Annotated in this window: 8 protein-coding genes; 4 read left to right on the forward strand and 4 right to left on the reverse strand. The window is 72.5% G+C overall.

Features of this window, described 5'->3' with window-relative positions:
* Window positions 1-464 precede the first annotated feature (464 nt).
* Window positions 465-1,010 carry a hypothetical protein gene (locus tag NQZ70_RS38465; protein ID WP_129578671.1) on the forward strand — a complete coding sequence of 182 codons (546 nt, stop codon included), beginning with the start codon at window positions 465-467 and terminating at the stop codon, window positions 1,008-1,010.
* 280 nt (window positions 1,011-1,290) lie between these two features.
* Here NQZ70_RS38465 and NQZ70_RS38470 read toward each other — a convergent pair whose 3' ends face one another.
* The 3 genes from NQZ70_RS38470 to NQZ70_RS38480 all read right to left on the reverse strand — a co-directional run bounded on the left by NQZ70_RS38470 (window position 1,291) and on the right by NQZ70_RS38480 (window position 4,395).
* A complete protein-coding gene (locus NQZ70_RS38470; RefSeq protein WP_165374383.1) occupies window positions 1,291-2,802 on the reverse strand; it encodes a glycosyltransferase family 39 protein in 1,512 nt (503 codons plus the stop codon).
* 116 nt (window positions 2,803-2,918) lie between these two features.
* Window positions 2,919-3,656, reverse strand: coding sequence for an enoyl-CoA hydratase/isomerase family protein (locus tag NQZ70_RS38475; protein ID WP_129578673.1), 738 nt, complete (start codon window positions 3,654-3,656; stop codon window positions 2,919-2,921).
* 127 nt (window positions 3,657-3,783) lie between these two features.
* Window positions 3,784-4,395 carry a Dps family protein gene (locus NQZ70_RS38480; protein ID WP_129578674.1) on the reverse strand — a complete coding sequence of 204 codons (612 nt, stop codon included), beginning with the start codon at window positions 4,393-4,395 and terminating at the stop codon, window positions 3,784-3,786.
* A gap of 416 nt (window positions 4,396-4,811) precedes the next feature.
* Between NQZ70_RS38480 and NQZ70_RS38485 the strand changes: the two genes are divergently transcribed.
* Both NQZ70_RS38485 and NQZ70_RS38490 read left to right on the forward strand, forming a co-directional pair.
* On the forward strand, window positions 4,812-8,675 hold the full coding sequence (locus tag NQZ70_RS38485) for a serine/threonine-protein kinase PknK (protein ID WP_129578675.1): 3,864 nt from the start codon (window positions 4,812-4,814) through the stop codon (window positions 8,673-8,675).
* Window positions 8,676-8,857: 182 nt separating this feature from the next.
* Window positions 8,858-10,423 (forward strand): SUMF1/EgtB/PvdO family nonheme iron enzyme, encoded by a 1,566-nt coding sequence (locus NQZ70_RS38490; RefSeq protein WP_129578676.1) that lies wholly within the window; start codon window positions 8,858-8,860, stop codon window positions 10,421-10,423.
* Between the two features lie 81 nt (window positions 10,424-10,504).
* On the opposite strand, the gene NQZ70_RS38495 is transcribed toward NQZ70_RS38490, so the two are convergent.
* Window positions 10,505-11,803, reverse strand: a complete 1,299-nt coding sequence (locus tag NQZ70_RS38495; RefSeq protein WP_129578677.1) for a hypothetical protein — start codon at window positions 11,801-11,803, stop codon at window positions 10,505-10,507.
* A 472-nt stretch (window positions 11,804-12,275) separates the two neighbouring features.
* Between NQZ70_RS38495 and NQZ70_RS38500 the strand changes: the two genes are divergently transcribed.
* The gene (locus NQZ70_RS38500; RefSeq protein WP_129578678.1) at window positions 12,276-13,499 is read left to right on the forward strand and encodes a hydroxymethylglutaryl-CoA synthase family protein; all 1,224 of its coding nucleotides are present in this window, start codon (window positions 12,276-12,278) and stop codon (window positions 13,497-13,499) included.
* Window positions 13,500-13,529: the final 30 nt, after the last annotated feature.

The following is a 13,529-nucleotide window of genomic DNA, read 5'->3' on the forward strand; positions in this document are numbered from 1 at the left end:
CCTCTCGGGAACCGGGAACGGTTCCGACCAGGCTCCCAGCTGCCCCTCGGGAACCTGGAACGGTTCGGGCCAGGCTCCCAGCTTGCCCCTCGGGAACCGGAAACGGTTCCGACCAGGCTCCCAGCTGCCCCTCGGGAACCGGGAACGGTTCCGACCAGGCTCCCAGCTGCCTCTCGGGAACCGGGAACGGTTCCGACCAGGCTCCCAGCTGCCTCTCGGGAACCGGGAACGGTTCCGACCAGGCCCGCCGCCCTCAGCCTTCGCCATGGCGGCGATCTCCCGTAGGACGGCGCTCGGGGCGCGCCCTTCGTTCTTGGCGATGGTCACGATGACCTCGGCCAACGGGACGAGCTCGACGACTTCACCCTGCCCTGAGCTCACGCGCGCGCTGGTTTATGCGGCCCTGGCATGCCGCTGGCAACAAAGTCCCGCGCGCGACGGAATGCGTCGCGTGGAGGTGGACCATGCACACCAGGATCGGCCTGACCCTGGCCGCGCTCATGGGGGCGTCGGCCTGCGGGGCACCAGACGAACCGAGCGACGCGGGAGCCGAGAGCGGCGGCGCGGAGGACATTCCCCCAGCGCTGCGCAGCTTCGAGGTAAGCCTCGACGAAGGGACGACGACCGAGAGCGTCATCCCGCAGATCCTCGAGGCCGGGCGGCCTGAACTCGCGGCAGCCTGCGCGGACCGTCCCGAGGCGCTGATCCGCATCTACAACCCACTGGATCCGGGCGCCTTCACGGACATGCCCTGCGCCGCGTCTCTCGGCGGCGCCGAGGCCGCCGAGGGCAGCGTCGTGCCAGCCTCTGCGGGCGACGAGCCGATCGAAGCGACTCAGCAGCGGTGGAGTCCGTTTTCGCTTGGGTGTGCGGCCTTCATCCTGGGCTCGACCCTCATCGCCACCCGCGAGATCTGCCCCAGGGCAACGAACCCGCGCGCCGCGAGGCATTGCAACCGCTGGTCGGACGTAGGCTTCGGCACACTCACGCTCATGTGCGCCTTCTTCTGACCGGAGGACGGCATGCACCCGATCCCGCGAACCCTGGGAATCTTCGCCTCCGGTGGCGCGCTGATCGCCGCCGCCCTCTCCGCGCCGTCGGAGCCGCACACATACTCGTGGGTGCACATCGGGCTCCCGCTCGCCCTGTATGTGTACGCCCGGTGCTGGCTAGACGAGGGTCGTGCCCGCGAACGGCGCGCCCGTGGGCTCAGGGACGAGGGGTAGCCGCGCCCGCCCGGATCGCCGCACGACCAGGCGCATCCTGGACGAAGCGCTCGGCGCGCGCCGCTCAATCGTAATGGATCAGGCGCGGCCAAGCTGCCGCCAAGGACACGCGGGGTCTCCGGCAGCGGTACACCCAGGACTCCGCCTCATAAGGCATGCACCATCCGCAGTCCAATGGAGTGACCGGCGTGACCTCTTCGAAGAGCGCCTCGAGCCGCCCTCGATGACGCGGAGAGACGACGACCAAAAGCACATCTCCGCTCGCACCGCGCGGGCCCCAGAGCCCGTAATTGTTGTGACCGCTGATGGCCCGCGGCAAACCTCGGCTCGGCCCCAGAAGATCGACGGTACCGGCCTCGCCGTAGTTGGCCGTGAAGATGCCGGCCCGCGAGCGCTCCTCTGGATCGAGCGTGGCGTAAGCGCGGGCGACCGCCGCGACCACCGCGTCCCAGCCGTGCATGTCCGCGTACAGCTGCGGGAGCGCTCCCACCTGTTTCTTTTCTTCGGTGGCCGGGGCGACGCCAAGAGCTTTCGCGTACGCGAGGTAGCGGTGCACCGACAGGATCGGCAACGCCAGAGGCGCCGTCGCGATTCCGCCGAGCGCGACCGCGACGATGACCAGCGGCTTCGCCCAGCGTTGACGGAGGCCGTCCACCGCGACCGAGCCCGCCGCGAGCAGCACCGTGTAATACGGAGCCAGGTAGCTCGCACGGCTCTTTCCGCTCAGGGCGAGCAGCGCAAAGATCGTCAGATACGCGATGGACACCGGACGCAGCCGACCCCGCGAAGCAATCCAGAGATAGCCGAGACCGGCCAGCCAGATCGGCGCATACAGCGGATGCATCATTTCGATCTGCTCGAACGAGAAGCCAGCCCAGGACACCTCCGCCATTTTCGACTGGGTGGCCCCTCGCAAGAACGCGGCCGTGGGCCAGCCATGCTTCATTTGCCAGAGCAGGTACGGCACGCCGCACGCCAGCGCGCCGAGGAGCGTCAGCCAAGGCGCGCGTGTTCGCAGCAGATCTCGGCGCGTCAGCAGGAGGCCGCCGCCCATGCCCGCGATCAACCAGAGCGCGCCGAGCTTGTTGAGCAGCGCGAGCCCGAGCGTCGCGCCAAGCGCCACCCAAGATCTGGAGTCGCCCTCTTGAAGCACGCGCACGAAGAACCAGGCGCTGGCGCCCCAGAGCGCCAGATCCAGCGCGTTCATGGAGTAAAATGAGCTGAGCCCCAGGTACACGGGCGCGAGCGCGGTCGTCAGCATGGCGAGCGCCTGCGCCGCGCGCCCGCCCCCCAGAGCGCGCGCCGTACACGCCGCGATCGCCACGGTGAGCGCATGCGCCAGCGCGGGCACCCATCGCAAGGCGATCACCGATTCGCCCAGCGTGCGGCTCACGAGCCACAACAGCGCGATCGACAGCGGCGGATGGTCGACGTAGCCGAAGTCGAGCTCCCGGGCGCAGGCCAAATAATAGAGCTCATCGCGAAAGTAGCCATATCCGGCCAAAAACGGCAGATGCATCAGCGCCGTCGCGACGGCGCCCACCAACGCTGCTCGGTTTACCTGATTGCGGCCCATGGGGCTAAGCATCCCAGGAACGTGGCGTCCGCAAGGTCGATCCTGCTGGTCCCCGTACCCGCCGACCGTGGCCGCGCAACCGGACACGCCGGCGAAGCCCCCGGCCCCTGCCTATCTCACCCCGCGAGCGGCGCCGAAAACGCCTGCTTCGCGGAGAGCAGCGCCTCGACGAAGGCCTCCCGCTCCTCGGGCAGCGGCGCCGCGATCCGCTCCCACGCCTCCTTGCGGTGGCTCGCCTTGACGAAGCGGAACGCCGCGGCGGGGCGGCTGCACGCCGTGGCGAGCCAGCGGCGCGCGTCCTCGAGCGGCTCCTTGGAGAGCGAGTCGCCGACGCCCATCTCGAACACCTCCGCCGGAGAATGGCTGTCCGCCCCGAAGACGAGCCGCCGAAACGCGCGGGTGGGGCAGGCGGCGCGCACGATCTCGAAGGCGACGCGCGGGAACGGGATCCCCACGACGAGCTCGGGGAGCCCGAACTTGGAATCGCCGTCGCCGAGCGCGATGTAGTCGGCGCACATCGCGAGCACCGCGCCGCCCGCGAGCGCGTGGCCGTGCACGGCGGCGGCGAAGGGCTTCGGGAAGCGGAACGCGGCGCCGAAGGCGGCGTCGAAATCGTCGAGGAAGCCCGCGAGCCGCGCTCGATCGAGCGACGCGACCTCGCGCAGATCGAGCCCCGCGGACAGGCACTTGCCGGCGCCGCGGACGAGGACGCCGCGCACGGCGCCGTCCTCCGCGAGCCGCCGGAAGACGTCGACCATCTCGCGGAGCACCGCCTGGCTCATCGCGTTGACCTTGGGTCGGTCGAGCACGACCTCGGCGACACCGCCGCTCTCGAGCACCTCGATGAATTGCATCGGGAGAGCATCGCGCACCGCCGATCACGGCGCAAGACCGCGCGCCCGGCGGCGATCCGACGGCCTCATCCACCCCGGTTACCCCGGCCATCCCCGGCCGCGCTCAGGGCGGTATCGCCCCCGCCGCCTACCGCGCCCGGACGAGCGGCGTGTCCACGAGGTGCTCGGACAGGAACCACACCTGCATCTCGTTGACGCGGACAATCTGGCTCACGAGCAGGTCGTTCGTCCCGTCGTCGCCGCCCTCCGCCGCCTTGCCGGCCGCCTCGCGCGCCTCGATCAAGATCTGCTCGTGCGCCTCGAGCAGCCGCGAGATCTGCACCGGCACCTCCTCGCGCCCCCGCGGCGGCCGCTCGATCTTCGACATCTCCGCGACGTCGTGCGCCATCGCGATCGCGATCCCCCCGAGCGTCTGCACCCGCTCGGCCAGGTCGTCGACGAGCTTCACCTGCTCCTCGTAGTGCTTGTCGAGCAGGAGGTGCAGCGAATAGAACGTCGCCCCGGATACCTGCCAGTGGTGCTTCTTGTACATGTCGCGCAGCACCATCGTGTCGCTCAGGATCTGATTGAGCGCCTTGACGCTCGCCGCGCGCACGTCGTCGCCGAGCCCGAGCGGATAGCGCGCCAGCGCCCCGTACGGCTGAATCTCCTCCCCGCGCTGGCGCAGGATGGGTTGCGCCTCGGGCCCTGGCCTGCCGTCCCTGGTCGTCTGCTCACGCAACTGAGTCATGGTCGCCATGATCGCTCCTCTCGCCACCCCACCTTCTTCGCGTTCGAGGCGCCGCGTGGCAACCCCTCCACCAGCGCCGCGAGGCCGCCCGTGCGCGCCTGCCGCGCTCACCCCGCCTGCCGCGCTCACCCCGCCTGCCGCGCTCACCCCGCCTGCCGCGCTCACCCCGCCTGCCGCGCTCACCCGCCTGCCGCGCTCACCCCACCTGCCCCGCGGCTCCCCTGCCCTGCGCTCTGTTTCGATGACATTTCCAGCGCGCGCCCGCACATGCGCGCTCGGCCGCCCCGGTCGGCTTTCCCCCCCCCCCGAGACGTACGCCGGCCCGGGCGCGGGCCCGCGCGGCGCGGAATGAGCACTGGACGCAGAGCTTGCCTCGCTGGCAGTCTGGCCGCCGGTGAGCACCCTCCCGGGGCGCTCGGTGAGCGATGCAGGCAGGAGACATCATCGACGGCCGCTTCTGCATCGAGCACCTGGCGGCCTCCGGCGGCATGGGCGCCGTCTACAGGGCCAGCGATCGAGAGACCGGCGAGGCCGTCGCCATCAAGCTCCTGACCACCGAGGGCGCCCCGCACCTCGGCCGCTTCGCGCGCGAGGCGCAGGCGCTCGCGGCGGCCCGCGTGCCCGGCGTCGTGCGCTACGTCGCGCACGGCACGACCGCGTGGGGGCAGCCGTACCTCGCCATGGAGTGGCTCGACGGCGAGACGCTCTCCGACCGCCTCACGCGCCAGGGCCTCACCCTCGAGGAGACCCTGGAGCTCGGCCTCCGCGTCGCGACGACCCTCGGCGAGATCCACCGGCTCGGCCTCGTCCACCGCGACCTGAAGCCGAGCAACCTGCTGCTCCAGGGCGGCGCGCTCGACCGCGCGAGCCTCATCGACTTCGGCCTCGCGCGCGCCGCCACCGACGAGCCGCTCACGGCCGCCGGCCTCGTCCTCGGCACGCCCGGGTACATGGCCCCCGAGCAGGCCCGCGGCGAGCTCAGCGCCGACGCCCGGGTCGACGTGTTCGCGCTCGGGTGCATCCTCTACCGCTGCCTCACCGGCCGCCCCGCCTTCCAGGGGAACGCCGGCCTCGCCGTGCTGATGAAGGTCCTCCTCGAGGACCCGCCCCGCGTGCGCGAGCTCCGGCCCGGCACCCCGGCCGCGCTCGACGACCTCGTCGCCCGCATGCTCGCGAAATCGCCGCAGGACCGGCCGGCCGACGGCGACGCCGTCGCGGCCGAGCTCGCCAGGATCGACGCGCCCGAGGGCAACCTCGGGGGGCCGCGCTCCTTCCCGCCGCGGGCCGTGGAGCTCACGACCGGCGAGCGGCGCGTGATGTGCCTCGTGGTCACCCGCGAGCCGCCCGCCGAGGGCGACGGCGCCGAGGAGCCGCGCCGCGCGCAGCTCTGGCAGCTGCACGACGTGGCCGAGCAGTACCGCGGCGAGCTCGAGCTCGTCGAGGGCCGCTCGCCGCTCATCGTGCTGTCGGGCGCGGGCACGCCGACCGACCTCGCGGCGCGCGCCGCCCGGTGCGCCCTCGCGCTGAAGGAGCTGCTCGGCGGCGCGCCCGTCGCGCTCGCCACCGGCCGGGCGGAGCTCTCGGCGCGCGTGCCCGTCGGCGAGCTCATCGACCGCGCCTTCCAGATGCTCGCGGCCGACGACGGCCGCTTCCCTCTCGCGGGCGTCCGCATCGACGAGGTCACCGCGGCCCTCATCGGCGCCCGCTTCGACGTCTCCGAGGACGCCGCCGGCCGCGTCCTCCACGGCGCGCGCGACGAGCGCACCGCGCAGCTGCTCGGCAGGCCGACCACGTACGTCGGCCGCGAGCGCGAGCTCGCGATGCTCCTCGCGGAGGTCGATCGCTGCATCGACGAGGGCGCCGCCGGCGCCGTGCTCGTGACCGCCGAGGCGGGCATGGGCAAGTCGCGCCTGCGCCAGGAGCTCATCCGCAAGCTCCGCGAGCGCGGCGATCGCATCGAGATCTGGATCGGCCAGGGCGACCCCATGGGCGCGGGCTCGGCCTTCGGCCTGCTCGCGAGCGCCCTCCGCCACGCCCTCGGCGTCGCCGACGGCGAGCCGCTCGAGGCGCGGCAGCGCAAGATCCGGAGCCGCGCGGAGCAGCACGACGGCCTCGACGCCGCCCGCGTCGCGCCGTTCCTCGGCGAGCTCGTCGGCGCGCCGTTCCCCGACGAGCACGACGTGCAGCTCAGGCTCGCGCGGCGCGACGCCGTGCTGATGGGCGACCAGCTCCGCCTCGCCTGGGAGGCCTTCCTCGGGGCGGCGTGCCGCGCGGGGCCCGTGCTCCTCGTGCTCGAGGACCTCCAGTGGGGCGATCTCCCCACCGTCACGATGGTGGAAGAGGCGCTGCGGAAGCTCAAGGACGCGCCGCTGCTCGTGCTGGCGCTCGGGCGGCCCGACGTGCGCCGGCTCTTCCCGGAGCTCTGGGAGGGCCGGCTCGCGCACGAGCTGCACCTCTTGCCGCTCCCGCGCCGGGCGAGCGAGCGGCTCGTGCGCGAGGCGCTCGGCGCGCACGCGCGGCACGACCTCGTGGCGCGCCTCGTCGAGCGCGCGGACGGCAACGCGTTCTTCCTCGAGGAGCAGATCCGCGCCGCCGCGGAGGGCAAGAGCGAGGGCCAGCCGGAGACGGTGGTGGCCATGGTGCAGGCGCGGCTGGAGACGCTCGACGCCGAGGCGCGGCGGCTCCTCAGGGCGGCGAGCATCTTCGGCGAGACGTTCCGGGCGAGCGCGGTCGCCGCGCTGCTCGGGAGCGTCGACATCGCGCCGCTCCTCTCGGAGCTGCTCCGGCGCGAGGTGATCGTGCGGCGGGGCGAGGGGCGGCAGCGCGACGACGCGGAGTACTGCTTCCGCCACGCGCTCGTGCGCGAGGCCGCCTACGGCATGCTGACCGCGCGCGACCTCCGCATCGGCCACGCGCTCGCGGGCGGCTTCCTCGAGGCGGCCGGCGAGGGCGATCCGCGGGTCCTCGCCGAGCACTTCGAGCGCGGCGAGGAGCCCGAGAAGGCCGCCGAGTGGTACCTGCGCGCGGCCGACAAGGCGCTGCGGGGAAACGACCTCGCCGCGGCGATCGCGTGCGCCGAGCGCGGCATCGCCTGCGGGCCCGGGGAGGCCGCGGTGGGCGCGCTCCGCCTGGTCGAGGCCGAGGCGCTGCTCTGGCGCGGGGAGCCCGCCCTCGCCGAGCAGCGCGGGCTCGAGGCGACGCGGCACCTCGCGCCCGGCTCCGTGGCCTGGTTCTCGGCGTTCACGCAGCTCGCCGGCGCGGGGCACAAGCAGGGTCAGTACGAGCGCGTCGAGCGCTGGATGATGGTCGTCCTCGACGCCGAGCCCCTCGAGGGCGCGCGCGTCACGAAGAACGCCTGCCTGCTCGAGGGGGCGATCGTGCTCCTGCTCGGCGGCCGCTACGCGCGCGTCGACGCGCTGATCGACGCGGTCGAGCAGGCGACGGAGGACGCGTCGGCCGCGGATCTGCTGATCGAGGCGAAGCTCCTCTACCTGCACGGGCTGCTCCGGCAGCACAACGGCGATCCGAGCGCCTGCATCGCGAGCATGAGCGCGGCGCTCGCCGCCTTCGAGGACATCGGCGATCGCCGCGAGGCGTGCCGGGCGCGGCTCAACATGGGCCTGTGCTACGTGCAGTTCGGGTACTTCGAGGCGGCGGCGGAGGTCCTCCGCGCCGGGCTCGAGGAGGCGGAGCGGATGGCGCTCGACGATCGGGTGCCGAACGCGCTGCAGAACCTCGGCCTCGCGCTGGCCCACTCGGGCCAGGTCGACGCCGCCAAGGCGGCCCTGCGGAGCTCGATCGAGGCGCTGGAGCGCCGCGGCGACCGGCGCCGGGAGTGCGAGAGCCGGCTCCAGCTCGCGCGCGTGCTGCTCCTCGCGGGCGAGCCCGCGCTCGCCGAGGTGGAGTCGCGGGCGGCCGAGGCGCTCGCGCGGGACGTGCCCGAGCGGCTCCCTGCGGCGATCGCGACCCGCGCGCGCGCCCTGCTCGAGCTCGGACGCGCCGGGGAGGCGCTCGCGGCCACGACCGAGGCGCTGTCGCTGCTCGAGTCGGACCGCCGCGAGCGCGAGGAGGAGGGCTTCCTGGTGCGCCTGGTCCACGCCGAGGCGCTCTCGGCGACCGGCCAGGCGGCCGAGGCCAAGGGCGCGATCGCGCTGGCCCGCAACGGGCTGCTCGTGCGGGCCGGGAGGATCGGCGATCCGGTCTGGCGCGAGCGCTTCCTGAGCGACGTGCCGGATCACGCGCGGATCCTCGCGCTCGCGCGCGAGTGGCTGGACGAGGTCGCTCGCTGAGGCGCCTGCGGCCGCGGAGCGCCTGCGGCCTCGTGGAGAAAGGCCTGCGCGGCGCGCGGGGAAGCACGTATCCGGCGGTGACTTCGGCCCGCGGCCGGTGTTTTGTCGCGCTGGACGGCCGATATCGCAAGTAAGCTGAGCGTCTTCCTCTGACCTCGTGATTGATGCAGGGAGGCAGCTCCATGATCCGGTCGTCTGTCGTTCTGATTCCTCTCGCGGCCCTCGCCGTGGCCGTCTCGTGCAGCAGCAGCAACGATGAGGGCCGGCCTCCGACCCAAGGAAACCTCCCCACGGGGAGCGTCACGACCGGCACCGGCGGGCAGGGCAGCGGCACCGGCGGGCAGGGCAGCGGCACCGGCGGAGACGGCGGCGGCACCGGCGGAGACGGCGGCGGCACCGGCGGACAGGGCGCGGGCGGCGGTGTGCCCTCGCCGGGCTGTACCAACGGCGTGAAGGACGGCGGCGAGACCAGCATCGACTGCGGCGGCGGCGACTGCGCTCCCTGCCCCGCGGGCCAGGCGTGCGCTGCGCCGACGGACTGCTTCTCACGGCGTTGTGAGGAGAGCGCCGGCGGCGGCACCACGTGCGCGGAGGCGCAGTGCGACAACGGCGTGAAGGACGGCGACGAGACCAGCATCGACTGCGGCGGCGGCGCGGCGCCGCGCGGCGACAACCCGGCGTGCCCGCCCTGCGCGGACCTCCTGGACTGCGCGGTGAGCTCGGATTGCGAGTCGCTGAGCTGCGTTGGCGGCAAGTGCCTGACGGCGAGCTGCAGCGACAAGGTGAAGAATGGCGACGAGACCGGCGTCGATTGCGGCGGGCGCTGCGCCGGCTGCGCGCCCGGCGAGGCATGCCGCCTGTCGACCGACTGCCGCGAGCGCGTCTGCGCCAATCAGATCTGCCAGATGGAGAGCTGCAGCGACGGGGTGAAGAACGGCAAGGAGACCGACGTCGACTGCGGCGGGACGTTGTGCAGCACCAAGTGCCCTGCGGGGCAGCAGTGCACGCGCCGCGAAGACTGCGTGACGGACGTCTGCAACAGCACGACCCGTCTCTGCGCCTGCCCCGACGGGATGTTGATCGCGCCCGTGGCGGGCGGCGGGAACTACTGCATCGATCAGTACGAGGTGACCAAGAAGGAGTACAACGCCTTCCTGGGGGCGAGCCCGATGCTCGCCGGCCTGCCGGCCGAGTGCTCCGGGAACATCTACCAGCCCTCGGACGGGTGGCCCTACAGCGAGGAGAGAGCGCCCGTCAACTATATCGACTGGTGCGACGCTTACGCGTACTGCATGTGGCGGAGCAAGCACCTCTGCGGCAAGATCGGCGGTGGAGCGAGCTCGCCCGCCGATCTCGCGAACGCCGCGCAAAACGAGTGGTACAACGCGTGCTCTGGCCAGGGGGTGAACGAGTATCCCTACGGCCACGCGTATGCGCCGAGGTGCAAGGTCAACGATCCCGACGGCGCGTTCGCCCTGAAGTCCGTGGGTCCCGCCCCGATCCCGCCGGTGACGATGTGCGAGGGCAGCGTGACGGACCTCTATCACATGAGCGGCAACGTGGCCGAGTGGGAGAACTCCTGCGACGCGGAGGGCAACTGCCTCATCCGCGGCGGCTCGAGGGCGTCCGAGCCGGACGCGGACGATGTCGCGAAGGGCTCGCTCAAGGCGGCCAGGTGCGATGCGCGCTCGTACGCGCCCCGGCGCGACGACACAAACCCGGACATCGGCTTCCGCTGCTGTCTCTGAGGGATCGAGCCTGACGGCGCACAGGGCAGCGCGCCCGACCGGGCGGCGGCGCTGGCGAGCGCCGCCGCCGCTCGCGCATGCTCAATCCGCCGCTTCGGGATCGCAGCCGTAAAGGACGTCGATGGCCGCCCCGGCGTCGGCCTGGACCGCCTGGCACGCGTCGGGGCAGAGCTTGATCATGTCGTCCTCGATGAAGAACGAGCCCGCGGCGCACGCCGCTGCGTTCGGCACCTGACGGAACGACCGCGGCTCGCCCCCCTCGCCCGGCGTGTACTGGACGACCACGGTCTTGAGGTCGATGACCTCCCCCGGCGGCGAGTCCGGCACCGCAAACTCGCACTCGACCACCGCGCCGGTGATGACGCCCTCCGCGATCGCCTGGAACACCATGTCATAGGAGCTCGTCTGGCAGAGCGGGAACCTGAGGCCGCCGGTCCTCTTGCTGAGCGTCTGGTAGCCCGTGCCCGGCGCCACGGCGGTGCCGCACGTCTCCTCGACCACATCGCCGTCGGGCCCGTAAGCGTCCGTGGCGGGCGTGTTCTCGCGGAGCCCGACGATGCTGTGGAAGACGTAGTTCGGCGCGGTGACGTCGCCGAAGACCACCGGATCCAGGCCGAACAGCAGCTCTTCGAAGTCGTCGGCGACATCTTCCAGGGGCTGCCTCGTGTCGTCGATATAGATGTTGCGCGGGAGGTGCGTCGACTGGCAACCCACGTGATCGTCGGTGATCACCGTGATCACCTTGAGCGAGTCCTCGCGCACCCACTCGGACCAGCCGGACGGCGCGACGCCGTGCTGATCGGGCAGGCCGCCGTTGTAGCTGCCGAGCAGGACGCAGAGCGCGTCGTTGCTCCTGATCTCGTGGCTGTATTGGTAGAAGACGGGCGGGTTGTTCCCGGGCGCCGCCGGGACCGGGTCGCAGCTCACCGCGCTGAGCGGGGCGCCGACGCAGATCGAATCGTCGACCTGCGCGGTGCCGTGCGCGGAGATCATGATGACGCGGTAGTCGATGCCGCTCGCGCCGATGATCGCGGCGAAGCTCTCGTTGATGTTGTTCTGCACGCTGATGATCTCGTTCGCCATGCTGGGCGAGTTGTCGATGACGAACACGATATCGACCGGCCGCTTCGTGAGCGTTGCCTCGGCGACCGTGGCGGCACACGCCGTGTCCGGCGTGACCGGCGGCGCGCCTCCCGTGTTGTGGCCGGAGCCCGCGCCGATCTGGTCGTCGCCCCCGTCGCCGCCGCCGCCAGCGGTCCCACCGGCGCCCCCGTCGCCGCCGCCCGCGCCGCCGCCGCCACCGACGTTCGCTCCAGCCGCCGCGCCGCCCTCGCCTTCCGCTCCGGAGCTGCAGGAGCACCCCGCGGCGCCGGTGATCATCAGAACACCCAACCCAAGAAGCGGAACCAACATGGTAGACCGGGAGAGCTTCACATGAACCTCGACCGCTAGGGCGCAAGAACGCGCTATATCAGATTGCACAATTGCAACGAGATGTGGTGGTGAATTTGACCTGAACGCGATTTTTTCTCGCTGGCTGCTCGCTCGCTGGGTCGTGTGAGGGTCGTTGTGCGCTGTGCGCGGCGCGCCGCGCGCTCTTCCAGACCCGATGTGCTGCGGTCCGGGTCGAGGCTCCGCTTCATGCGCGTTCGCGCAAAGCACGCACGTCCGGGCGCGCGGGCGCACATCGGTCCACGGACCGGCGCAGTCCACGTCCGCCGCGGCGCCGGATCGGGGCGCCCCCGCGGCACCCCGGCGGCGCCACGACGCGTCGCATCATCGCCTGTGCCGCTCCTCCGAGCTTCCGCGCGGGCTCGATGGTCTCTGCACAATGCGCCCCTAGGATGCAGGGATGAGCCTACGTCATGACTTTCCCCCGATCGGCATCGATGCGATCGCCCTCGCCGTCCCTCGTCGCTACGTCGAGCTCAGCGAGCTCGCCGAGGCCCGGGGCGTCGCGCCGTCCAAGTACCTGACCGGCCTGGGCACCCGCCGGATGGCGATCGCTGCGCCCGACGAGGATCCGATCACCCTCGGGGCCAACGCGGCCCGCCGCCTGTTCCAGCGCTCGGGCGCGAGCCCCGCGGACATCGGCCTCTGCGTCGTGGGCACCGAGACCGCCGTGGACCACTCGAAGCCGGCGGCCTCCTTCCTCCACGGCCTGCTCGGGCTGCCCAGCGCGTGCCGGGTCTTCGAGGCCAAGCACGCCTGCTTCGGGGGCACCGCCGGCCTGCTCAACGCGGTGGACTGGATCGCGTCCGGCTCGGCCCGCGGCCGCGCCGCCCTCGTCGTCTGCTCGGACGTGGCGCGCTACGCGCTCGGCTCGGCGGGCGAGCCGACCCAGGGCGCCGGCGCCGTGGCGCTGCTCGTGCGCGAGCGCCCGCGCCTCGTCGAGATCGAGGTCGGCAAGACCGGCACCTACGCGCGCGACGTCTACGACTTCTGGCGGCCGCTCCACCACAAGGAGGCGCTCGTCGACGGCCACTTCTCGGTGCAGTGCTACCTCGACGCCCTCGCCGGGGCTTACGCCGAGTGGCGCCTCGTCGCGGGCGACGGCGAGCCGCTCGCGCGCACCTGCTACCACGTCCCCTACGGCAAGATGGCCCGCAAGGCCCACCGCCACCGGCGGCTGATGGACGGCCTGACCGAGCAGGCCGCCGACGAGAGCTTCGCCGTCGAGGTGGAGCCGTCGCTCGATTTGCCGGCGCGCATCGGCAATATCTACACGGGCTCGCTGTACCTCGCGCTCGCGTCGCTGCTCAACGCGGAGGCGCGCGCCCTGGAGGGGCGGCGCGTCGGGCTGTTCAGCTACGGGTCGGGCTGCTGCGCCGAGTTCTTCGCGGGCAGGGTCCGGCCGGAGGCCGCCGCGCTCGTGGCCGACCTCGCGATCGACGCCCCGCTCGACGGGTGCCGCCACGCCTCGGTCGCCGAGTACGAGGCGCTGCGCCGGAGCGACGAGGACGCCGACCGGCGGCCGGCGCCGGAGGACGCGGAGCGCGGGGGCGCGAGCCTGGACCGCCGGGTCGTGTACCTGGGGCTCGATTCGAGCGAGCGGCGCGTCTACGCGAACGAGTGAGCGCCGGACGCGGACGCCGGGCGGCGGCCG

It is taken from the genome of Sorangium sp. So ce836 (genome assembly GCF_028553905.1).
GTDB lineage: Bacteria > Myxococcota_A > Polyangia > Polyangiales > Polyangiaceae > Sorangium > Sorangium cellulosum_D.